The sequence below is a fragment of the Agrobacterium sp. 16-2014-1-2a genome, from assembly GCF_053522705.1.
Genome location: NZ_JBNWBX010000001.1, coordinates 286420 through 308769, shown reverse-complemented (window position 1 = coordinate 308769; position 22350 = coordinate 286420). Strand labels below are relative to the sequence as shown.

The 22350-nt window shown below is 58.3% G+C and carries 25 protein-coding genes and 1 tRNA gene; 11 read left to right on the top strand and 15 right to left on the bottom strand.

From position 1 onward, the window contains the following. The first annotated feature begins 7 nt into the window (after positions 1-7). Positions 8-364 carry a VOC family protein gene (locus tag ACQZ45_RS01540; protein WP_025593478.1) on the top strand — a complete coding sequence of 119 codons (357 nt, stop codon included), beginning with the start codon at positions 8-10 and terminating at the stop codon, positions 362-364. 48 nt (positions 365-412) lie between these two features. Here ACQZ45_RS01540 and ccoP read toward each other — a convergent pair whose 3' ends face one another. The 5 genes from ccoP to cobU form a co-directional block, all read right to left on the bottom strand. Continuing rightward, the gene (gene ccoP / locus ACQZ45_RS01535) at positions 413-1276 is read right to left on the bottom strand and encodes a cytochrome-c oxidase, cbb3-type subunit III (RefSeq protein WP_003515305.1); all 864 of its coding nucleotides are present in this window, start codon (positions 1274-1276) and stop codon (positions 413-415) included. Between the two features lie 3 nt (positions 1277-1279). Beyond that, the gene (locus ACQZ45_RS01530; protein WP_003502810.1) at positions 1280-1432 is read right to left on the bottom strand and encodes a CcoQ/FixQ family Cbb3-type cytochrome c oxidase assembly chaperone; all 153 of its coding nucleotides are present in this window, start codon (positions 1430-1432) and stop codon (positions 1280-1282) included. Between the two features lie 12 nt (positions 1433-1444). Then, positions 1445-2176: a cytochrome-c oxidase, cbb3-type subunit II gene (ccoO, locus tag ACQZ45_RS01525; RefSeq protein ID WP_003515307.1), complete on the bottom strand. Its 732-nt coding sequence runs from the start codon at positions 2174-2176 to the stop codon at positions 1445-1447. 10 nt (positions 2177-2186) lie between these two features. Then, complete coding sequence (gene ccoN / locus ACQZ45_RS01520; RefSeq protein ID WP_003515308.1) at positions 2187-3809, bottom strand: cytochrome-c oxidase, cbb3-type subunit I; 1623 nt, start codon at positions 3807-3809, stop codon at positions 2187-2189. A 243-nt stretch (positions 3810-4052) separates the two neighbouring features. Further along, entirely contained in the window at positions 4053-4574 is a 522-nt protein-coding gene (gene cobU / locus ACQZ45_RS01515) for a bifunctional adenosylcobinamide kinase/adenosylcobinamide-phosphate guanylyltransferase (protein WP_113291661.1), read from the bottom strand. Between the two features lie 506 nt (positions 4575-5080). Between cobU and ACQZ45_RS01510 the strand changes: the two genes are divergently transcribed. Together ACQZ45_RS01510 and ACQZ45_RS01505 are read left to right on the top strand one after the other, a co-directional pair. Further along, positions 5081-5773: a DUF599 domain-containing protein gene (locus ACQZ45_RS01510; protein WP_013636176.1), complete on the top strand. Its 693-nt coding sequence runs from the start codon at positions 5081-5083 to the stop codon at positions 5771-5773. 69 nt (positions 5774-5842) lie between these two features. Then, complete coding sequence (locus tag ACQZ45_RS01505) at positions 5843-6808, top strand: heparan-alpha-glucosaminide N-acetyltransferase (protein ID WP_448742122.1); 966 nt, start codon at positions 5843-5845, stop codon at positions 6806-6808. A gap of 159 nt (positions 6809-6967) precedes the next feature. Here ACQZ45_RS01505 and ACQZ45_RS01500 read toward each other — a convergent pair whose 3' ends face one another. Both ACQZ45_RS01500 and mgtE read right to left on the bottom strand, forming a co-directional pair. Continuing rightward, positions 6968-7354 carry a MerR family transcriptional regulator gene (locus tag ACQZ45_RS01500; RefSeq protein ID WP_003515319.1) on the bottom strand — a complete coding sequence of 129 codons (387 nt, stop codon included), beginning with the start codon at positions 7352-7354 and terminating at the stop codon, positions 6968-6970. Between the two features lie 85 nt (positions 7355-7439). Beyond that, positions 7440-8867, bottom strand: a complete 1428-nt coding sequence (mgtE, locus tag ACQZ45_RS01495; protein ID WP_013636179.1) for a magnesium transporter — start codon at positions 8865-8867, stop codon at positions 7440-7442. A gap of 370 nt (positions 8868-9237) precedes the next feature. Here mgtE and ACQZ45_RS01490 point away from each other — a divergent pair, with 370 nt between their 5' ends. The 3 genes from ACQZ45_RS01490 to ACQZ45_RS01480 are packed head-to-tail and all read left to right on the top strand — an operon-like array spanning position 9238 to position 12369. Continuing rightward, the gene (locus tag ACQZ45_RS01490) at positions 9238-11541 is read left to right on the top strand and encodes an FdhF/YdeP family oxidoreductase (protein ID WP_113291659.1); all 2304 of its coding nucleotides are present in this window, start codon (positions 9238-9240) and stop codon (positions 11539-11541) included. A 13-nt stretch (positions 11542-11554) separates the two neighbouring features. After that, complete coding sequence (locus tag ACQZ45_RS01485; protein ID WP_003515325.1) at positions 11555-11857, top strand: hypothetical protein; 303 nt, start codon at positions 11555-11557, stop codon at positions 11855-11857. 17 nt (positions 11858-11874) lie between these two features. Then, the gene (locus ACQZ45_RS01480) at positions 11875-12369 is read left to right on the top strand and encodes a peptide deformylase (protein ID WP_003515327.1); all 495 of its coding nucleotides are present in this window, start codon (positions 11875-11877) and stop codon (positions 12367-12369) included. Between the two features lie 3 nt (positions 12370-12372). Here ACQZ45_RS01480 and ACQZ45_RS01475 read toward each other — a convergent pair whose 3' ends face one another. After that, positions 12373-12801, bottom strand: a complete 429-nt coding sequence (locus ACQZ45_RS01475; protein ID WP_003515329.1) for an OsmC family protein — start codon at positions 12799-12801, stop codon at positions 12373-12375. A gap of 121 nt (positions 12802-12922) precedes the next feature. On the opposite strand from ACQZ45_RS01475, the gene ACQZ45_RS01470 reads away from it, so the two are divergent. After that, on the top strand, positions 12923-13090 hold the full coding sequence (locus ACQZ45_RS01470; RefSeq protein ID WP_003502827.1) for a Thivi_2564 family membrane protein: 168 nt from the start codon (positions 12923-12925) through the stop codon (positions 13088-13090). Between the two features lie 77 nt (positions 13091-13167). Here ACQZ45_RS01470 and ACQZ45_RS01465 read toward each other — a convergent pair whose 3' ends face one another. Continuing rightward, entirely contained in the window at positions 13168-13593 is a 426-nt protein-coding gene (locus ACQZ45_RS01465) for a PAS domain-containing protein (protein WP_003515332.1), read from the bottom strand. A 196-nt stretch (positions 13594-13789) separates the two neighbouring features. Between ACQZ45_RS01465 and ACQZ45_RS01460 the strand changes: the two genes are divergently transcribed. Beyond that, positions 13790-13978 carry a hypothetical protein gene (locus ACQZ45_RS01460; RefSeq protein ID WP_080580964.1) on the top strand — a complete coding sequence of 63 codons (189 nt, stop codon included), beginning with the start codon at positions 13790-13792 and terminating at the stop codon, positions 13976-13978. A gap of 216 nt (positions 13979-14194) precedes the next feature. On the opposite strand, the gene ACQZ45_RS01455 is transcribed toward ACQZ45_RS01460, so the two are convergent. Next, positions 14195-14279: transfer RNA gene (locus ACQZ45_RS01455), tRNA-Leu, on the bottom strand. Between the two features lie 189 nt (positions 14280-14468). On the opposite strand from ACQZ45_RS01455, the gene lipB reads away from it, so the two are divergent. The 3 genes from lipB to ACQZ45_RS01440 all read left to right on the top strand — a co-directional run bounded on the left by lipB (position 14469) and on the right by ACQZ45_RS01440 (position 17348). Next, entirely contained in the window at positions 14469-15200 is a 732-nt protein-coding gene (gene lipB / locus ACQZ45_RS01450; protein WP_003515336.1) for a lipoyl(octanoyl) transferase LipB, read from the top strand. A gap of 69 nt (positions 15201-15269) precedes the next feature. Beyond that, entirely contained in the window at positions 15270-16337 is a 1068-nt protein-coding gene (locus tag ACQZ45_RS01445; protein WP_003515339.1) for an NAD(P)-dependent alcohol dehydrogenase, read from the top strand. Between the two features lie 75 nt (positions 16338-16412). After that, the gene (locus ACQZ45_RS01440; RefSeq protein WP_162696060.1) at positions 16413-17348 is read left to right on the top strand and encodes a DMT family transporter; all 936 of its coding nucleotides are present in this window, start codon (positions 16413-16415) and stop codon (positions 17346-17348) included. A 14-nt stretch (positions 17349-17362) separates the two neighbouring features. On the opposite strand, the gene ACQZ45_RS01435 is transcribed toward ACQZ45_RS01440, so the two are convergent. The 5 genes from ACQZ45_RS01435 to yajC form a co-directional block, all read right to left on the bottom strand. Continuing rightward, the gene (locus ACQZ45_RS01435) at positions 17363-17821 is read right to left on the bottom strand and encodes a hypothetical protein (protein WP_003515343.1); all 459 of its coding nucleotides are present in this window, start codon (positions 17819-17821) and stop codon (positions 17363-17365) included. Between the two features lie 160 nt (positions 17822-17981). After that, positions 17982-18827 carry a phytoene/squalene synthase family protein gene (locus ACQZ45_RS01430; RefSeq protein ID WP_113291738.1) on the bottom strand — a complete coding sequence of 282 codons (846 nt, stop codon included), beginning with the start codon at positions 18825-18827 and terminating at the stop codon, positions 17982-17984. 23 nt (positions 18828-18850) lie between these two features. Further along, complete coding sequence (locus tag ACQZ45_RS01425) at positions 18851-19243, bottom strand: Mth938-like domain-containing protein (RefSeq protein WP_003515346.1); 393 nt, start codon at positions 19241-19243, stop codon at positions 18851-18853. Further along, the gene (gene secDF / locus ACQZ45_RS01420) at positions 19243-21807 is read right to left on the bottom strand and encodes a protein translocase subunit SecDF (RefSeq protein WP_003515348.1); all 2565 of its coding nucleotides are present in this window, start codon (positions 21805-21807) and stop codon (positions 19243-19245) included. The genes ACQZ45_RS01425 and secDF overlap by 1 nt, the downstream gene beginning before the upstream one ends. Positions 21808-21886: 79 nt before the next feature. After that, on the bottom strand, positions 21887-22234 hold the full coding sequence (gene yajC, locus ACQZ45_RS01415; RefSeq protein WP_003515350.1) for a preprotein translocase subunit YajC: 348 nt from the start codon (positions 22232-22234) through the stop codon (positions 21887-21889). Between the last annotated feature and the right edge of the window lie 116 nt (positions 22235-22350).

Below are 22350 nucleotides of genomic sequence, written 5' to 3'. Positions count from 1 at the left end.
TAAAACGATGACCACGAATACGAATGACCTGCGCATCGACTATGTCGAATTCAACGTCGCCGATATCGAGCGCAGCAAGGAATTTTACGGCGGCGCTTTCGGCTGGTCCTTTAAGGATTACGGCCCGCAATATTGCGAGTTTTCCGACGGCCGGCTGACCGGCGGGTTCACCACCACGGCACCTGTGTCAGCCAAGGGTGGACCGCTTGTCATTCTTTACGCCGCCGATATCGAGAATGCGCACCGGCGTGTCGAGGCAGCCGGTGGGCAGATCAGCGTCGCCATATTCACCTTTCCCGGCGGACGCCGTTTTCATTTCACCGACCCGGATGGATACGAACTGGCCGTCTGGTCTGATCGATAAGAAAAAGGGCCGCATCGAGCGGCCCTTTCCATTTGTTGGCTGTGACGTTCACTCGCCACCGCCAAGCGAGTGCACGAAGATCGCAAGCTGCTTGACCGTGGTATCACCAAGCCGTTCACCCCAGGCGGGCATGACCCCGTGTTTTGGCGACCGTATCTGCGCAACGATCCCCTGCTCGCCACTGGCCTTCAGCCAGATCGCGTCGGCCAGGTTGGGCGCGCCGAACTCGCGGTTGCCCTTGGCGTTCTCACCGTGGCACGAGGCGCAATTGTCGGCGAAAATCTGTTTACCGGGTTCTACGAGTGCCGGGTTGGAAGGCGTTCCTGTCAGGCTGACGACATAGGCGGCGACCTCGCGGATTTCCTCGGACTTGAGGATATCGCCGAAGGCCGGCATTTCCGACAGGCGCGTATCGGGATCGTCGGCAAAACGAATGCCGTGCTTTACCGTCGTATAGATATCCTCGACGCTGCCTCCCCACATCCAATCGTCGTCGTTGAGGTTGGGATATCCCTGCCCGCCTTCCGCACCCGAACCGTGACACTGGATGCAATTGACCTTGAAGGCGGCGGCACCGCCGGAAAGCGCAAATTGCCTTAGCGTCGGATCGGCCTCAATCTCGGCGAGCGAGGAACTGGCGATTCTGTCGGAATAGACGCTCTGCGCCTGTTTGGCGTCCGCCATATCGGCGGCGATCTCGGAACGGCTGCTCCAGCCGAGCAACCCTTGCGTTGCGCCATTGATCAGCGGCCATGCCGGATAGGCGATGGTGTAGCCGATGGCCCAGAGGATCGTGAAGTAGAAGGTCCAGACCCACCAGCGCGGCATCGGATTGTTAAGCTCGCGAATACCGTCCCATTCATGGCCGGTGGTTTCGACGCCGCTGATGTCATCAATGTGTTTTTCGGACATATCCTAGTCCTCCTTAAGCGGAATGCTGGCGGCGTCGTCCGCAGCTTTTTTCGATCCGGGACGAAGGGTGAAAACGACGACGCCGGCGAAGAACAGGGTCATGGCAAGCAGGCCCCAGCTATCGGCGAAGTGGCGCATGGCCGTGTAGGTTTCCATCGTATCGCCTCCTCACCGATATCCGGCGGCATCGTCATAGGTCGAAAAATCGACCAGCGTGCCGAGCATCTGCAAATAGGCAACCAGCGCATCCATTTCGGTAAGCTTGGCTGGATCGCCATCGAAATCGCCGACTTTCGCCTTCGGATAGCGCGCCAGAAGCTCGGTCGTATCGGCGTTCGGATCGGCCTGCGCGTGAAGATCAGCCGCTGATTTCTCGATCATCTCGTCGCTATAGGGCACGCCAACGGCGCGGTTAGCCTTCAGCTCCATCGAGATATCCGTAATCTTCAACGGCGTGGTTTTGAGGAACGCGTAGGACGGCATGATCGATTCCGGCACGACGGAGCGCGGATCGGCCAGATGCTGCACGTGCCATTCATTCGAATAGCGGTCGCCTACGCGTGCGAGGTCCGGCCCCGTGCGCTTGGAACCCCACTGGAACGGGTGGTCGTACATGGATTCCGCCGCCAGGCTATAGTGCCCGTAACGCTCCACCTCGTCGCGGAACGGCCGGATCATCTGGCTGTGGCAGACATAACATCCCTCTCGGATGTAGATGTTGCGCCCGGCCAGTTCGAGCGGCGAGTAGGGCCGCATGCCCTCCACCTTCTCGATAGTGTTTTCGAGATAGAAAAGCGGCGCGATTTCCACGATACCGCCGATTGAGACGACGAGCAGCGAACCGACCAGAAGCAGAGTGGCGTTGCGTTCGATGACGCCGTGTTTGTCGAGTATGGACATCGGCCCCTCCTTATTCAGCGGGCTGCAGCGAAGGTGCGGCGTCATTTCGGACGCCCTCCTCGCGTTGACGACCGAGGATGGTCATGGTGACGTTGTAGGCCATGATCAGCGCGCCACTGAGGAACATCAGGCCACCCAGCGCACGCATCACGTAATAGGGGAACAGCGCTGCGACCGATTCCGCGAAGGAATAGACGAGGAAGCCCTGCGTATCGTATTCGCGCCACATCAAGGCCTGCTGGATGCCGGCCACCCACATCACGGCGGCGTAGATGACGATGCCGATCGTGGCGAGCCAGAAGTGCCAGTTGACCAGTTGCAGGCTGTAGAGACGATCCCTGCCCCACAGTTTCGGCGTCAGATAATAGATGGCACCGAAGGTGATCATGCCGTTCCAGCCGAGAGCGCCGGAATGCACGTGGCCGATGGTCCAGTCGGTATAGTGGCTGAGCGAGTTGACAGCCTTGATCGACATCATCGGACCCTCGAAGGTCGCCATGCCGTAGAAGGCCACCGCCATTACCATCATACGCACGATGGGATCGGTGCGGATCTTGTCCCAGGCGCCCGATAGCGTCATCAGGCCGTTGATCATGCCACCCCAGGACGGCATCCACAGCATGATCGAGAACACCATACCGAGCGTCTGCGCCCAGTCCGGCAGCGCCGTATAGTGCAGATGGTGCGGACCGGCCCAGATATACATGAAGATCAAAGCCCAGAAGTGGATGATCGACAGGCGGTAGGAATAGACCGGGCGGTTCACCTGCTTGGGAATGAAATAATACATCATGCCGAGGAAGCCGGCGGTGAGGAAAAAGCCGACGGCGTTATGGCCGTACCACCATTGCGTCAGCGCATCCTGCACGCCCGAGAAAGCGGAGTAGCTCTTGACGCCGAGGAACGACACCGGAATGGCGAGGTTGTTGACGATATGCAGCATGGCGATCGTCACGATGAAGCTCAGATAGAACCAGTTTGCCACATAGATATGCGGCTCCTTGCGCGTCAGGATCGTGCCGAGAAATGCGAGGAGATAGGCGACCCAGACTATCGTCAGCCAGATATCGACATACCATTCCGGCTCGGCATATTCGCGGCCCTGCGTGATACCAAGCAGATAGCCAGTGGCAGCCATCACGATGAAGAGGTTGTAGCCCCAGAACACGAACCAGCCGAGATTGCCGCCGAACAGGCGTGCGCGACAGGTTCTCTGCACCACGTAAAATGACGTGGCAATCAGCGCATTTCCCCCGAAAGCGAAGATCACCGCGGAGGTGTGCAGCGGCCGCATCCGGCCGAAATTGAAATAGGGCGCGATGTTGAGATCGGGAAAGGCAAGCTGAAGCGCCACCACGACCCCGACCAGAAACCCGACCACGCCCCAGAACACGGTAGCGACGACGCCGTATTTCACGACCTCATCGAAATATTCGGATTTCAGCCGGGCGCGCGCGGCCTGATCGACAGGCGCGAAAGAAACACGGCGCAGCAGAAGCACCGTGCTGACCAGAAGCGTAAAGAACAGCACCCACATATGGGCGGCGAAAAGACTGTCGTGAGCGAAAGCAGCCCCGAGCAGCGCGAGAAAAGCCCCAAGGGCCACGATCGCGGTTTCTAACGTGTAATTCATTGTTGGTTTCCCCCAACGTGCAAGCAGACCGACGAAAGGCTTGGCGCGCGCTTTACGAAGCGGAAACGGGCCTTTGCGTCGGTTGGAGCATTGCCACCGGCGTGGGGAAGCCACCTTGATCCAGATCAAGAAAGAGAAGCTGTCGCAGCACCGGCAAAACCGAGCCGGGATTTGGCGATAAGAAGTACGTAGAAACTGAAAGAACAGACGCCGACGCGCGACACCGGCTTTATAGGGCTTGCGTCAGCCCTTCATTTTCAGCGGCAGCCCGGCTGCGACGAAATAGACTTCATCGACGATGGCCGCGACGCGCTGGTGTAACCTTCCGGCGTGATCGCGGAATTCGCGCGCCATGCGGTTTTCCGGCACGATGCCAAGGCCGACCTCATTAGAGACGAGAATCAGTTTCGCCTTGGTGGACGCGATTGCCGCTGCCAGCGTGGCGAACGCCGTCTCGATATCGGCGTTCTCCATCATCAGATTGGTGAGCCACAATGTCAGGCAGTCGATAAGGATGACATTGTCCGGGGCATCCAGCCGCGCGAGCACGGCAGCGATATCAACGGGCGCCTCGTGTGTCGTCCACTCCTCGCCACGCCGGGCCTGATGATGGTCGATGCGATCGCGCATCTCGTCATCCCATGCCCGGCCGGTGGCCAGATAATGCAGGCGCCCGTTGGCTTTGCCCGCAAGGTCCTCGGCAAAACGGGACTTGCCGGAGCGCGCGCCGCCTAGAATGAAAACGGAGCGGTTTTTATCTGTCATGAAGAACCTGGAAGAAAAGAATAAGACGGACCGGCATCATTGCGGTGTCGCAAGCCAGAGACAGCCGTACATGAAGGGAACGATTCGTAGAAAAAGGCGTCCCCCGGTTACTCACGCCGGACTGCCGATGATACCGGGTCGGAGACGACAAAACCTGTCCGCACGATGCGGGACATATGACAGCCTTGGCAACTCCGGATGCCGGAAACACCGGTCCTGACAAAAAGCTAGGTGCGAACGGTCATTCTGTCAATCGGCGAGCGGTGTCTACGAAAAATCAAGCGGAACCGGTACGCAAAACCTTGACCCGGAACCGGCAGACCTTTCCGTCCGCGACGGGATTGATAAAGCCACTTGGTTACCGGAACGTTAGCAGAAAACGAAATGACGAAGCTGCAACGCGGCGGGAGAATGTTTGCCCATGGAGGCCGCTGCCATTGCCTTGCAATGGCCTTCAAATCAATATGGCCGCGAAGATTCGCAAACAGCAAGGTGACCTGCCCGTGATGACCGTCATGGACTATATCTCGATCGTCGTTTTTATCGTGTTATGGGCCACCTATACCCACCTCACGACGGGAACGACGCTGTTTTCGCGAACCAGCCTCAATCAGGCGATGGCGGAGCGCCGGCGCGACTGGATTTACAATTCTCTCAAACGCGACTTGAAGATGATCGACACGCAGATCATGGCGGGTTTGCAGAATGGTACCGCTTTTTTCGCGTCTACCTCGATCTTTGCCATCGGCGGCTGCTTTGCTCTGCTGGGGGCGACAGATCGGGTCGAAACCGTGTTTCGCGACCTGCCCTTCGTGCAATATGCCGGGCGCACGGCCTTCGAACTGAAGGTCATGGGGCTAACCTGCCTTTTCGGCTACTCGTTTTTCAAGTTCGGCTGGTCCTACCGCCTGTTCAATTATTGCACGATCCTGTTCGGTGCCATACCAATGGTCCATGATGTCAACGCGGATCGCGACGCTGCCGAGCGTGCCGCTGAAAACGTCATAAAGATGAACATCATCGCTGCTAAGAACTTCAATGATGGGCTGCGGACGATCTTCCTGTCGATCGGTTATCTCGGCTGGTTCATCAGCCCCTATGTATTCATCGCAAGCACGGTCATCATCATAGTGGCGCTGTTGCGCCGCCAGTTCTTCTCCGAGGCACGCCGCGCCATCATGGACAGGCCCGGGCCTTGAAATAGCCTTACTTCACGGGCCAAGCCCTTGAGTAGACAACGGCTTCAGACAGCTGAAACAGCGGGAATTATGGAAACAGAAACAGCTGCAATCGACACCCGCCGCAAAGGCCGCATGGGCGGTCTCGATACACTGCGCGGGCTGGCGCTCATCGCCATGGCGTCTTACCACTTCACATGGAATCTGGAGTATTTCGGCTATCTGGAGCCGGGTACGGCAACCACCGGCCTGTGGAAGCTTTATGCGCGCGCCATTGCCAGCTCGTTCCTGTTCCTCGCCGGTTTCAGCCTGTTTCTCGCCCATGGCAAAGCCATAAACTGGCCGTCCTTCGGCAAGCGTTTTGCAATGGTGGCGGGCTCGGCGCTGCTCATCACCATCGCTACCTATGTCGCCTTTCCGGATAGCTTCATCTTTTTCGGAATCCTGCACAGCATAGCCGCTGCAAGCCTTGTCGGGCTGCTGTTCCTGCGGGCACCCCCGCTGGTGACGCTGCTTTTTGCGGCTTTTGCCTTTGCGCTGCCGCAATACGTCCAGTCGGATTTTTTCAACAGCAAATGGCTGGCATGGGTCGGTTTCTCCACCATGCCGCCGCGCTCGAACGATTATGTGCCGCTCTTGCCGTGGCTAGCGCCCTTTCTTGCCGGACTTGCGGTTTCGCAATTCGTCACACCGCGCAGCTGGCTGGACCGTTTTCGCAACCCAAGCTCCCCCCGCAATCTGATAGCAACAGCGGGCCGTCACAGCCTTGCGTTCTACCTCATCCACCAGCCGGCGCTGATTGGACTCGTCTACGCGGTATCACTTGTGGCACCGCCTCCTCCTGTCGACCAGGTGGAGCTTTACAAATCGAGCTGTGAAAAAAGCTGCGTCCAGCAGGCTAACGGCCAGGAATTGTGCCAACGTTTCTGCGGTTGCACGCTTGAAAAGCTGCAAGCGGAAAGCCTGTTTGACATCATGATGGAAGGCAAGCTCAGCGCGGAGCAGCAGACGAAGGTCAGCGACGTGGCGCAACAGTGCACGGTTGAGGCGCAATAAAGAACGACACACGCCCAATCTACGCTCGGCGTCATTCTCGGGCTTGACCCGAGGATCTATCCACGTCGCGTAAAATCAAAAGCATGACGGAGTGAGAGGTTTTCTTCTCCGCGGGAAATCCAGGGCCATCACGTCAAGCGCGACGGCGGGAAACCTGCATCAGGTCCCTACGCCGATTTCGGCAAGGCGCGTCAGGCAGGCCTCTTCGACATTGTCGAGCTCGGCCAGCGTCTCTTCGATGTCCTTGCGCTTTTGCCTGAGATCGGCGCGCTTCTCATCGACCTTCTTCATCAGAAGCACAAGCTGGCCTGATTCGCCCGGCGGCTCCTTGTAGACGTGAATGATCTCGCGAATTTCTGCGATCGTGAAACCGATACGGCGGCCGCGCAGGATTTCCTGAATGAGACGTCGATCCGCAGACCTGAAAAGCCTCGTACGCCCGCGTCGCTCAGGGTGAATGAGGCCCTCATCCTCGTAAAATCGCAAGGTGCGGGTGGAAACACCGAATTCGCGCGTCAGTTCGGTTATGCTATAATACTTGTCCAAGGGCCTATCCGATTCATAACCGGACAATTATTATTTGACCTTCACGTAAAAGTCAATTTTTCCTGCCGCTTTCGCCTGTTCTGGCCTATCCCGAAATACCGTACCACCAGGTAGCGATGCCCAGAAACGAAAAAAAGCCGACAATGTCCGTTACCGCCGTCACGAAGACAGCAGAGGAAACGGCGGGGTCTGCCCCGAACCTGTCGAGAACCAGCGGAATGAGAATGCCTGCCAGCGCCGCCGCCAGCATGTTGAGACACATGGCGGCGGCAATGATGCCGCCGATATGGACATCCTGGAACCACACGCCTGCAACGATGCCGATGGCACAGCCGAACAACAACCCGTTCAGGATGCCAACGCCCGCTTCACGCCTGATAATGCGGGCAGCGTTGTGAATATCTAGGCTTTTGGTAGCCAGCGCCCGCACGGACACGGTCATGGTCTGCGATCCGGCATTGCCGCCCATCCCGGCAACCGTCGGCATCAAAATCGCCAGCGCAATGATCTGCTGGATCGTCGCATCGAAAAGGCTGATGACGGAGGCGGACAGAAAGGCGGTAAGGAGGTTGACCGCAAGCCACGGCACACGTGAGCGCGAGGTGCTGGTGATGCTGTCAGACAGTTCTTCGTCGCCCACACCGCCAAGGCGCAGCAAATCCTCTTCGGCTTCTTCCTGAATGACGTCGACCACGTCATCGATGGTGAGCACGCCAACCAGACGGCCGTTATTGTCCACCACGGCGGCAGATAGAAGGTCGTATTGTTCGAAAAGTTGCGCCGCTTCTTCCTGGTCCATTTCGGCCGGAATGGAGTGGTTGGTCTCGTGCATGATCGTTTCGATCTTCACCTGACGCTTGGCGCGCAGCACCTTGTCGAGATCGAGAGCGCCGACAAGCTTGAACGTGGGGTCGATGACGAAGATCTGCGTGAAGGAATCCGGCAACTCCTCCTCCTCACGCAGATAATCAATGGTCTGTCCCACGGTCCAGAACGGCGGCACGGCAACGAATTCCGTCTGCATGCGACGGCCGGCAGAGCTTTCCGGATAATCCAGCGCCCGCATCAGCCGCACCCGTTCGGTGAACGGAAGTTGCGAGAGGATGTCCTCGCGGTCCTCGTCGTCGAGATCCTCGAGAATGTAGACAGCGTCGTCCGAATCCAGCTCGCCAATACCGGCAGCGATCTGCTCGTTGGACATCTGGTCGACGATATCGAGACGGATGCCTTCATCCACCTCGGTCAGCGCCGTCATGTCAAAATCGGAACCCAGCAACCGCACGAGCGCGTGGCGCTGCTCCGGCATGATGGACTCCAGCACGTCGCCGAGTTCAGACTCATGCAGTCGCGCCACATTCTTGCGCAGGAAAAGCAGATCGCGGTCGGCAATCGCTGCCCCCACCATCGCCAGAAAGTCGGAGCGGACAGAGCCGTCCTCGGCGTAGATATCGGAGGGTGCCTCTGTCGGTTTCAACTCTTCGGGCGCGAGAAGATCGTCGTCACGGTCTGTCATCTGGCGTCCCCTTCTTTAAATGCCGCAGTGCACGAATTTGCAGGCAGAATGGCGTTAAAAAGTATATTGTCAACAACCGGATAGGTGAAAAACAACGGGCTTCGGAACTGCGACGAAAATGTCATGGACCGCCCTTTCGCAAGACCATGATCGAAGAGCGCGGCACTCCATGATGATGCAGCGGCAGGCAGTGCACCTCAATCCGCACAACGTCCGGAAAGCCCTTGCCGTTCCGTCGGAACCGGTAAGATAGAGATTGACATATGTCGTCCATAGACGATTCTGAAAGAGCTTTTTTTATATATGATCGGCCGTTGCCAAACGGTAAGTATCCCTGGGCGGCCAGGAAAATTTCAGGAAAATCACGACAATGAGCAAGACAGATTTCATCGGCAAGGCTTCCGCCGCCGCAGGTGGCTGGGGCGCGCTTAAAAGCGTCGGCAAACGGCTGATGGAATCCGGCGCGCCGATTTCCGGCGCACGCACGCTGCTGAAGGCAAACCAGCCGGATGGATTCGATTGCCCGGGCTGCGCATGGGGCGATCCGGAGCATGGCTCTTCCTTCGAATTCTGCGAAAACGGCGTCAAGGCGGTCGCTTGGGAAGCGACGGAAGCCCGGGTGCCGCCGGATTTTTTCGCCACCCGCACCGTCTCCGAACTGCGCGGCTGGTCTGACTACGATCTGGAAAAACAGGGCCGCCTCACCCACCCGATGCGTTACGACCGGGCGAGCGACAAATATCTGCCGGTCTCCTGGGACGACGCCTTTGCCGAAATCGGCGGCGTTCTCAACAGCCTCGACAGCCCGGACCGGGCGGAATTCTATACATCCGGCCGCGCCTCCAACGAGGCAGCCTTCATCTATCAATTGATGGTTCGGCTTTACGGCACGAACAATTTTCCCGACTGCTCCAACATGTGCCATGAGGCAAGCGGTGTCGGCCTGAAAGCCTCGATCGGCGTCGGCAAGGGCACGGTGCTCCTGGAAGACTTCGAGCAGGCAGACGCGATCTTCGTGATCGGCCAAAATCCCGGCACGAACCACCCGCGCATGCTGGGCGACCTGCGCCGGGCAGCGCTTCGCGGCGCGAAAATCGTCGTCCTCAATCCGATCAAAGAAAAGGGGCTGGAGCGCTTCGCCGATCCGCAGGACAAGATCGAGATGATCACCGGCGGCAACACCAAGATCGCCACCAATTATTACCAGCCCCGGCAAGGCGGCGACATGGCGGTGGTGCGCGGCATGAGCAAGGCGATCTTCGCAGCCGACGACGCCGCAAGGACTGCCGGAGAATCTGCCATCATCGATTACGACTTCATCGCCGAACATGCGGTCGAGTTCGAGGCTTATCGTGATGCCGTCGAGGCAACCAGCTGGGAAAGCATTCTCGACCAGTCCGGCCTCACCCGCGCAGAAATCGAAGAAGCCGCCTGCATCTACATGAATGCCGGCTCCGTCATCGCCACCTGGGCCATGGGCGTCACCCAGCATCGCCACTCTGTCATCATGGTTCGCGAAATCACCAACTTCATGTTGCTGCGCGGCAATATCGGCCGCCCCGGTGCCGGTCTTTGCCCGGTACGCGGCCATTCCAACGTTCAGGGTGATCGCACGGTCGGTATCGATGAAAAAGCGCCGCCGGCGCTGCTAGACGCACTGGAAAAAGAACTCGGCGTCGCCATGCCGCGCAAACCCGGCCACAACACCGTCGAAGCAGTAGCCGCCATGCTGGCTGGCGAGGCGCAAACCTTCATCGCGCTCGGCGGCAACTTCATGCGGGCAACGCCCGACAGTCCGCTGATCGTCAAGGCTTTTGAAAATCAGAAACTGACGGTCAATATCGCCACCAAGCTCAACCATTCGCATCTGGTGCCGGGCGAAATCTCCTTCGTGCTGCCCTGCCTTGGCCGAACGGAAATCGACCGTAATTCTGCGGGCAAGCCGCAGATCGTCACGGTCGAGGATTCCATGAGCATGGTGCATGGTTCCGGCGGCATCAATCCGCCTGCCTCGGAGGAACTACGCTCCGAAGTCGCCATCGTTGCCGGCATTGCGCAAGCGACCCTTGGCAATGCGCAGGTCGACTGGAAAGCGCTTGCCGAGGATTACGATCTCATCCGAGACATGATCGAGCGGGTCATCCCGGGTTTCGACAATTTCAACGAACGCGTCCGCGTGCCGCGCGGTTTTCGCCTGCGCAATACGGCCTCCGAACGGGAATGGAACACGCCGGCAAAAAAGGCCGTCTTTTATAGCGGCCCGCTTCCCGAACAGACCGAGCATCAGCAGGCGCTCACGGGCGATAATCTTTTCGTGCTGCAGACATTCCGCAGCCACGACCAATACAACACCACAATTTACGGCATGGACGACCGTTATCGCGGCGTTTATGGCGAACGCCAGGTCATCTTCATGAATCCTGCGGATATGGAAGGGCTGGGCGCCCACTCCCGCCAGCGCGTCGATGTCATCGGCGAATATGGCGATGGCGTGGAGCGGATCGCCCAAAATTTCCGGTTGGTCCCCTACAATATTCCGCGCGGCAGTGTCGGAGGATATTATCCCGAACTGAACGTGCTGGTGCCGCTGTCAAGCTATGGCGAAGGCAGCTTTACGCCAACTTCGAAATCGGTACTCGTCTCCTTCCGGCTGCTTGCCGATTCCGCCTCTTGAACAGGATGGCTTGATGGGTGAGGAACAATCTGCAGCGGCTTTCATGGCAGCGGTGGAGCAGATCGTGCAAGGATCGTCGCAGGCGCTTTCGGCCACGGGCGCGGCGATGCTTCTGGCCATCAATATGGATATCGCCACCGACAGCCGCAGCATCGCCAATCGGCTGGGACTTGCGCATGCCCTCGTCCTGCGCGAAATCTCCGTCCTGTCACCGCGCTTTGTGCGGGTGACGAAACGCGACGCCCGCACCCAGCGCAGTTGGCTGGAGGTCACAGCGGAAGGACAGGCGCTTGCCGCGCTATCCTCTCAAACCTGAAACGAACGGAGCATTCCTTGGCAATCAGGCCGATCCTGCCCTACCCCCATGCCGGTCTTTCAGAGATTTGCGCGCCGGTCACTGTTTTTGACGACCACCTGCAAAATCTGGTCACGGACCTGATCGACACCATGCGCGCCGCCCCCGGCGTCGGCATCACAGCGGCTCACATCGGTGTAAAACAGCGCGTCTTCGTGCTTGAGCTGACACCGGGAACCGTGCTGACATACATCAATCCCGAAATCGTCAGTCACTCCGCGCAGACCATGCGGCATGTGGAAGGCAGCGTCTCAATGCCGGGCTTCACCGAAGAGGTGGAACGTCCGTCTGAGGTCGAGGTGAGGTTTCAGGACGCAGCGGGCGTGGAACATCGAGAGAGCGCCAAGGGATTTCACGCCATCTGCATCCAGCACGAGATCGACCAGCTGGATGGTGTGTTCTGGCTGAAGCGCCTGTCGAAGCTGAAACGCGACCGGCTTGTGAAGAAATGGGAAAAATCCCGAAAGCCGTGACGATCAGCTAGCGATCGAAAGAGCAAAGTCCGCGTCGCCCTTCAAAGTGTTGCTGACGGTGCAGATATCTTCGGCCGCATGGGCAATTGCGGCGCGCGTCGCCTCATCGAAACTCCCGGCAATCTCCATCCTGATATCAAAACGGATGATGCGATAGGGCTCCTGCGCGGATTTCTCACCGGAAACGTCAACGAGCACGCTCTCGAAGCCGTCCAGTAACCCCATGCGGCTCGCCGCAATCCGGGCGCTGAGCGCCAGGCATGCCGCAAGCGACGAATAAAGGAGGTCGATCGGATTGAAGCCCGGTTCAGAGACACCCGTCACAATTTCCAGGGCGCCGCCGGTCACTGTCGAAATCAGTGGGCGACCAAGCCGCCCGACCTTGGCGGTGGCGCCAACCGGCCTCAACTTCACCTTTCCACCATCTATCATTCAAATATTCCTAATTTAATCGCGTGCAACCAATCGCATGGAACCAAAACCTGTCTGGCGCTTTTTACTCACACAACGGTGAACGACCGTTGAACCTTTATTATACAGGGAGCTGGGACCTATGGTTACATCTACGCTCGTCAGCATTCTGATCACCTTCCTGGTGATCGTGCTCGTCTTGTGGCTCATCGCACGACTGCCAGTCGGCGGCGGCGCGAAACAGATCGCGCAAGTCATCGTCATCATCATCGGCATTATTTCTCTGCTGAAATATCTCGCCGTCTTCTGATATCCCGTAGCGTGCGAACAGAAAAAGGCGGCGAAAGCCGCCTCTTTTTTTGCGCCATTTTTCATGACACTCGATAGCTATTGGCGCGGCTCGAACTGGTAGGTTTTTTTGAGAGTGATATCACGAACGCTGCCAAGACCGAGAAACGGCGTATTTTCAGCATCGAAAATCGCCCTGCCCTTCGCCACGATCCAGCGGATGGAACCATCAGGCAGATGCACCTTGTAGCGCTGGTCGAAAAACACGCCGGTAGTGATGCTTTCGAAAATTGCCCGCGCCACCTGATCGCGCATTTCCACATCAATTCTTTCGAGAATATCCTCAATCGACACACCTCGCGATGCCACCGCTTCGGAAAAGCCATGACACTCCGCGGTGACGGTGTCCATGATCAACCTATTGTCGGAAATGCTCCACATATAATAGCCGAGCGCATTGTCTGAATCCGCCTTGTCCCCCTGCACGAAAACCTCCAGACCTTTTTTTCTGACAAACGCTAACATCAGACCTCTAATATTCCACCCCTTGTTTTGAGGGGGTATTTAACCGGCTACTACAACGTGTATCGATATCCACCGAAATTTATTGACGAATGATCAGTGGGCCGGTTTTGAAAGCACGATAATTTCAGGGAAACCGTCGCAAAGCCAACCGCTTGCACCTACATGAGCAAGTAATGAAATTTCGAAGGAGGCTCATATGCTGCGAACCGCTCTTACTTTTGGATTGCTGTCGGTAACTGTTTTTCTCGCCGGGTGCCAGACATGGGAAAGTCCTTATCGCGGAAGCGGATGGCGGATGGATCAAGTCATGGATGGCGATCCTTACCGGGTCGGTGACGGTAATCATCAGGACAACGGCACGGCTTCGAATATCATTCGGCGCTGAAGCAGCTCCAGCAAAATTGCATAACGGTTTCACGTGCCAAAATACGTGGAACCAGAGATCACGAGCGCGTCCAGTGGTTTGTTTAAACCGGACGCGCTTCAGCTCGTCTAAAGCAATTGACGGATTTCATCGACGTCAAATATTTCAAATTTTTTGGGAGAATGCAGCGCCAAACGATTGGCAGAAAAAGAAAAAACCCGCCGAAGCGGGTTTCTTTGGTGCGGTCGAGAAGACTCGAACTTCCACGGGTTGCCCCACAGCGACCTCAACGCTGCGCGTCTACCAATTCCGCCACGACCGCATCGTGGTAGGCGTCGACTTGCGCCGACGGGGGTGCATGTAGCAAAAGGATTTTGGGTGCACAAGAGCGTCGTGACAGTTTTTTGAAATTAAAAATCGGCCCGGCCCACCCTATATGCAGGAAGCCCGGAAATGCTGGGGTTGCAGCCTTCTCATCATTTTGCGAGAAGGCTGTGGAAAGGACTTTTTCATGCTCACACGCACGGATATCGAGACAAATATGCTGCCCGTTCCCGGCTCGCCGCCTGTTCGCTGGCGAATCTCGGAAGGTCTCGTGCCTTACGAACTGGCAATAGAAGAGATGGAACGCGAAGTTGCCGCCATAGCCAATGGCGAGGCCGACGAACTCGTGTGGCTTCTGGAGCACCCGCCACTCTACACGGCAGGCACCAGTGCCGATGTTGCCGACCTCATCGAGCCGGAGCGTTTTCCGGTCTTCGCCACCGGTCGCGGTGGCGAATATACCTATCACGGGCCGGGACAGCGCGTCGTTTACGTCATGCTCGACCTGAAACGCCGGCGCCAGGATGTCCGCGCCTATGTTGCCGCGCTGGAGAATGTCATCATCCGCACGCTCGACAAGATGAATGTCCGTGGCGAACGGCGCGAAGACCGGGTTGGCGTCTGGGTCAGGCGTCCGGAAAAACCCCTGCTTCCCGATGGTAGCATGGCCGAGGACAAGATCGCCGCGCTCGGCATCCGGTTGCGCAAATGGGTGAGCTTTCACGGGCTGTCGATCAATGTCGATCCCGACCTCGCGCATTTTTCCGGCATCGTTCCCTGCGGCATCAGCGCCTATGGCGTGACCAGCCTTGTCGATCTTGGATTGCCGGTTATGATCGGCGATGTCGATGTTCTGCTGCGAGAAGCCTTTGAGGAGGTCTTTGGCCCGGCAGTGCCCGAAGCCGGCTCCGGCGGCTGAAACCCGCCGCAACTTTTTTATCGCCTGCCAGTGCATGCAATATCGATCACCACAAGAGGAGGAACGACCATGTTCACAACGTCAGCCTATGCCTGCGATGACGGTTCTTCGCCGATGAAGCTCGCGACCATCAAGCGTCGCGATCCCGGCCCGCGCGATGTCGAAATCGAAATCGAGTTCTGTGGCGTCTGCCACTCCGATATCCATACGGCCCGCAGCGAATGGCCGGGTTCTCTCTACCCCTGCGTCCCTGGCCACGAAATCATCGGCCGCGTCGGTCGAGTGGGCGCGCAGGTCACGAAATTCAAGGCGGGTGACCGCGTCGGCGTCGGCTGTATCGTCGACAGCTGCCGTGAATGCGCAAGCTGCGCCGAAGGGCTGGAGCAATATTGCGAAAACGGCATGACCGGCACCTACAACTCGCCTGACAAGGCCATGGGCGGCGGCGCACATACGCTTGGTGGTTATTCCGCCCATGTGGTCGTCGATGATCGCTATGTGCTGCGGATCCCCGAAGGGCTCGATCCAGCAGCCGCAGCACCCCTGCTCTGCGCCGGCATAACCACCTATTCGCCGCTGCGGCACTGGAATGCAGGTCCCGGCAAGCGCATCGGCGTCGTCGGTCTCGGTGGCCTCGGCCATATGGCAGTCAAGATCGCCAATGCCATGGGCGCTACGGTCGTGATGATCACCACCTCCCCCGGCAAGGCAGAAGACGCGAAAAAGCTCGGTGCCCATGAGGTGATCGTTTCACGCGATGCCGACCAGATGAAGAAAGCGGCTTCCAGCCTCGATCTTATCATCGACGCGGTTGCCGCCGACCACGACATCAACGCCTATCTTGCGTTGCTGAAGCGGGATGGCGCACTGGTGCAGGTCGGAGCGCCTGAGAAGCCGCTATCGGTGCACGCATTCAGCCTCATCCCCGGCCGCAAGACCTTCGCCGGCTCGATGATTGGCGGCATTCCCGAAACCCAGGAAATGCTGGATTTCTGCGCCGAAAAAGGCATCGCCGCCGAAATCGAGATGATCAATATCGATCAGATCAATGAGGCTTATGAACGCATGATAAAAAGCGATGTGCGTTATCGCTTCGTCATTGATATGAAGAGCCTGCCACGCCAGAAGGCCGCCTGACCTCGTCGAGGGGGAGCGCCCTCTGGCGCTCCTGTTTCCTCGTCGGACCTTTTGGTTGAAAGCGCAGCCCTACCCATGACCAGCCAGACCGGTTTGAACGATGTCGCCAAGGGCATGATGATCATGGCGGGCTGCATGTTCGTGCTGCCCGTCATGGATGCCATCGCCAAATACATGGCGGTGACCGGCGGAATGTCACCGGCGCAGGTCACCTTCTACCGCTTCTTTTTCCAGCTTCTGTGCACCCTGCCCCTGCTGCTGCTGGTCTCACCCAAAGCGCTGTTCAGCGCCAGACGACCGTGGATGAACTGCCTGCGCGGCGTGCTGCATGCCAGTGCCAGCCTGATGTTCTTCGCCGCCGTCAAATACATGCCACTCGCCGATGTCTTTGCCATCTATTTCGTCGAGCCATTCATGCTGACGATGATGTCGGCCCTCTTCCTTGGCGACAGGGTCGGCTGGAAACGCTGGACAGCGATTGCGGTGGGTTTCGGCGGCGCTCTGATCGTCATTCAGCCGAGTTTTGAGATCTTCGGCTGGACATCGCTCCTGCCGGTCGCCTGCGCATTTCTCTACACGCTCTACCTGTTCCTTAACCGCGCTATCGGCGATGCCGACAGTCCGCTTGTCATGCAGACCATGTCCGGCATTGCCGGCACGGTGTTCATGGCGGCAGCCCTTCTGGTCGGCGACGCCTACGGTGACAAGGATTTCGCGATCTCGCTTCCGCAATCCGGCTTCACCCTCACCCTGCTCATCGTGTTAGGGTCGATATCCGGCTATATGCATCTCCTGATCGTCAGGGCCTTCAGGCTGGCGCCGCTGTCGCTTCTGGCACCATTCCAGTATTTCGAAATCATCTCGGCGACAGTTCTCGGTTATGCGCTGTTTTCGGATTTTCCGACGCCATCGAAATGGCTCGGCATCCTCATCATCGTTGCATCCGGCCTTTTCATCATCTGGCGCGAGCGTGTGCAGACGGAAGCGAATCCGCCGCTCGACGGACAATGACGCCAAGAACGCTTTCAGGCGCCCGAGGGCTGCGGTCCTTCGTCGTGATGGTCCTGCGCCTCCACAAGGCTACCGAGCAGCCACAGCGAAACCTCGGCGGCCTCTCCGGCGGATTTGAAGCGGTATGAGCCGCTATATTTCGGCGTATCGAAAAACGTAACGACGAAACCGTCACCGCTTTCCAGACTTTCGACCCTTATCCGCTCGGGATCAATCATCAGGCACACATAATGGGATCCCATATTGCGCATGAAGCCGGCCTTGTTGTCGTGCAGCCGCACGAAGGCTGCGCCGCCATCCACCGTCATATGCAGGCTTCTGATCGCCTCGGTGGGAAACGCGCGGGCAAAATCCATGATCGCCTGCCCCACATCGTGGTTATTGTCCTCATCCGTTGCCCGTGTCATGCGCCAGGCATAAACAGCGAAGACCGCAAGCAGCACGAAAACGATTATCCAGACCGCCATATTCATGCGGGAAGGCTCCCTCAGCACCGAAACATCGCGATTCGCGAATCGAAACGATGCGAACCCGGCTCAAGCTCTTAAACACCGAGGCTTGCGTGAAGTGTGGCTCTTCGGCCTCGACGCGAAAATTGCTCCGATCTGTCTGCGCGATGTGCAGTTCGAGCGATCAGAAACGCTTGAGGAAAGACGCCTTTGCCAGCAGCCATTGCCGGCGAAGCTGCGACAGTTGCACTTCGCCTTCAAACACGCCCGCTCCCGCCTTTCTGGCAGCGGCGATGACCGGGCCGGACAAGGCAACGGGAAGATAGGCCGCAAAGACATTCCGGGACATCTTGGCGCGTCTCGCCTTCTCGATGTGATCAAGCGCGTGCGTTGCAAAAATCTCGATGGCGACGCCGATGCGTTGTTTGTCGTCGCCTTCCAGAAACGTCTCGCGATCAAGCCCGGCAGCCGCGAGCATATCGGCGGGGATATAGACCTGCCCACGACGACGGTGCAACGGCATCAGCATTAGAATGCCGGCCATGGCCTGCGCAACCCCCGCATGTCCCGCAGCTTCCGCACTTGCTGGAGTGTCTTCCGGCGAAAGCACAAGGCTAGCCAGCTGGATCAGTGCCGAGGCGGTCTCCCCCGCATAGCCTTCGAGCGCGTTACGATCCACGAACAGATCGTCATAAAGATCGAAGATGCGCGCCTCGATCATATTGGCAAGAACCGGTCGCGGCAGGCGATGTTGCTCGATCGCCAACAAAAGAGCGGCAGCAACGGGGTGAGACTGGCTGTCCCCATGCGCATTGCCATCAAGGAGATCGCGCCACCATTGCATACGAACTTCGCCAGGCAGCGCCTCGCGCACGGAATCGCGGATTCGGGCAATTTCGGCATTGAAGGCATAAAGCGCGGCAAGCGCTGCGCGCTTGTCGGCCGGAGACAGAAGGCACGCGAGATAGCGGTCGCGATCGGTGTCGCGCAGCGTCGCGAGGCAGACGTCTAGATTCTCTGTGGGTGCCATGTTTCCCCGCGCGAAACGTCCTGTCAGCCTTCGACGGCAATCAGCGCCGCAGCCACGGCGCGCGATTCCGAAAGCATGATATTATAGGTGCGCACGGCAGCACCCGTGCTCATCGGATCGACCGAAATGCCCGCTTGCCTGAAGGCTTCGCGCAATTCCTTCGGCAAGACCCGCATGCCATCACCCGTGCCGATCAAAAGCACCTCGATATCCTGCGCATCAGCCAGAACCTTGTCGAAATGCTCAAGCGTCAATTCTTTCACATCAACCGGGCTCCAGCCGTGAATGCCGGAAGGCAACAACAGGAGAGAGCCGCGGTGCGACATGTCGGCGAAACGGAAACCGCCATTGCCATAGGCATCGATGGGCGCCCGGCCGGGAAAATGGGCCGGGCGTATTTCAATCCCGCCGGCCATCAGACGGCAGGCTTGCCGCCGATGGCATTGCCGGACTTCTCATCCTTCTCGTCTTCCGCATCCTTGCTGTCGGGACGCAGCTTGAAGGCGATCAGCACCGGAGCCGCGATATAGACCGAGGAGAACACGCCGATACCGACGCCGAACAACATGGCGAAGGTGAAGGAACGAATGACCTCGCCACCGAACAGATACAGTGCCAGCAGTGCCAGAAGCACGGTCAGACCAGTAAGGATCGTGCGCGAAAGGGTCTGGTTCAGCGATACGTCGATGATCATCGAAAGTGGCATCTTCTTGTATCGCCGGAGGTTTTCACGGACACGGTCGTAGATGACCACCGTATCGTTCAGCGAATAACCGATGATCGTCAGGATCGCCGCGATACTGGTCAGGTTGAACTCTATACCCAGGAAGACGAACAGGCCGATGGTGAAGACCACGTCGTGCACCATCGAGATGACCGCACCCAGTGCAAACTGCCACTCGAAGCGAACCCAGATGTAGATCATGATCGCCGCCATGGCGAGCACAACGCCGATCGTGGAGGTCACGGTCAGGTCACCGGACACGGCCGGACCAACGACTTCCACGCGACGGAAATCATACTTGTCCTGCAACTCGCCGCGCACCAGGGTGATTGCCGACTGCTCGGCATTTTCGCCGCCGTCCTGCGCCTGAATGCGGATGAGAACGTCCTGCGGCGTGCCGAAATTCTGTGCCTGGATTTCACCGAGGTTCAGCTGGTTCAGACGCTCGCGAATATCTGCGAGATCGGCCTCACCCTGCTTGGCGCGCACTTCGATAACCGAGCCGCCCTGGAAATCGATGCCGAGGTTCAGGCCCTTGGCGACGAAGCCGCCGACGCAGGCGAGCATGATCACACCGGTGATCATGAAAACCACACGGCGATAACGCATGAACGGAATGTCGCGACCGTCGAACATGGCGGTGCGTACACCCTTCGGCAGATGTTTCGGACGGCTGCGGCGAACCCAGTAGCCAAACATCCAGGCCGTCAGCGTATAGGCCGTGAAGACGGTGGTGATGATACCGACCGCAAGCGTCACGGCAAAGCCCTTGACCGGACCCGTGCCCATGTAGAACAGCACGCTTGCAACGATCAGCGTCGTCAGGTTGGCGTCGATAATGGTCGCAAAGGCGCGTGTGAAACCGTTATCCAGTGACTGGATCAGCGGTTTTCCGCTCTTCACCTCTTCGCGTATTCGCTCGTAGATCAGAACGTTGGAGTCCACCGCCATACCGATCGTCAAGACGATACCCGCAATACCGGGCAAGGTGAGCGTAGATCCGATCACACTGAGGACGGCGATCAGCATGACCACGTTGACAATGAGGGCGATGTTCGCAAGCAGGCCGAAGAAGCCATAAAAGACGAACATGAAGATGAGGACGCCGACGGCGCCGATGGCGCTTGCCGTGAGGCCGGCGGTAATGGAGTCGTTACCAAGGCTCGGACCGACGGTGCGTTCCTCAACCACGGTCAGCGTGGCCGGAAGTGCGCCTGCACGCAACAGGACTGCAAGGTCATTGGCGCCCTGAACCGAGAAACTGCCGGAAATCTGTCCTGAACCGCCGATGATCGGCTCACGGATGACAGGTGCAGAAATGACCTGATTGTCGAGCACGATGGCGAAAGGCTTGCCGACATTCTGCTGCGTCGCCTGCGCAAAGCGCTGCGCACCGCGGCTGTCGAAACGGAAGGTGACGACGGGTTCATTGGTCTGCTGGTTGAAGCTTGCCTGCGCATCGACGAGGTTGTCGCCGGAAACGAGCGCGCGGCGTTCCACCAGATAGGGAACCGGCGGATCGTCCTGCGAATAAAGAACCTCTGAGGTCGCGGGCGGACGGCCATTCATCGCTTCCTGCACCGGCATGGTGGTGTCGACCATGCGGAAGGACAGCTTTGCCGTCTGGTTGAGAAGCGATTTCAGGCGCTGCGGATCCTGGAGGCCCGGCACCTGTACGATGATGCGGTCGGAACCCTGACGCTGGATGAGAGGTTCGGTGGTGCCGACTTCGTCAACGCGGCGGCGCACGACTTCGATGGACTGCGATACGGCCGAGGACAGGCGATAATCCACGCCTTCATCGGTCAGGTTGAGCCGCAGCAGATTGTCGCCGCCGTCGTTCATCGTCACTTCTGTGATGGAACCGCCGACTAGCGTTCCGGCGGACACAGGCTGCGTCAGGTCGCGAAGCGCGGTTTTCGCCGCTTCATATTGAGCGGGATCGCTGATGCGAACCTGGATCTGCTGGCCGTTGCCCGTAAGCCCCGAATAGCGGATGTTGGCGTCGCGAAGCTGCGTGCGCACGTCACCCACGATCGTTTCAAGCCGTTCCTTGACGATGTCGGAACGCTCGATCTTGAGCATGATGTGGGAGCCGCCCTGAAGGTCGAGACCGAGCGTTACCTTGTTGTCCTTGTACCAGGCAGGCATGCCCTCCAGCTGCTTGTCCGAAAACAGGTTGGGAGATGCGATGAAGACGCTTGCCAGCACAAGCAACCAGATAAAGACTGTTTTCCAACGGGAAAAATGAAGCATTTCGATCTCGGTCAGGGTTGGGGTTGCGCGACGCGCAACCCGTCAAATTCGGAAGCGGACGTTCAATTATCCGGCAGGATCAGGAAGCGGCTTCCGTCTTGACCACTTCGCCCTTCACGCGCACTTCGGCAATGTAAGCACGAGCGGCACGGATTTTCACGCCTTCGGCGATTTCGACTTCGAGTTCATTGTCGTCGATGACCTTGGTCACCTTGCCAACGATGCCGCCACCAAGAACGACCTGATCGCCACGGCGAATATTGGTCAACGTTTCCTGACGCTTCTTCATCTGCGCGCGCTGCGGGCGAATGAGGAAAAAGTACCAGACCACCATAAGCGGTGCAAACAGGAAAAGCATCTCAAGGCCGGAACCGAATGCAGACGCGCCGCCCGCCGTGTCCTGGGCAAAAGCTTGACTAATGAACATATAAAACTCCTCAACGATTACAGCACGACCTCGTATGCCGCCCCAGCTTTCAAGCCGCCGGAATATAGTGGGGAACGCCGGGAATGCAACAGATGCAGAAGCCACGCCGTACCGAT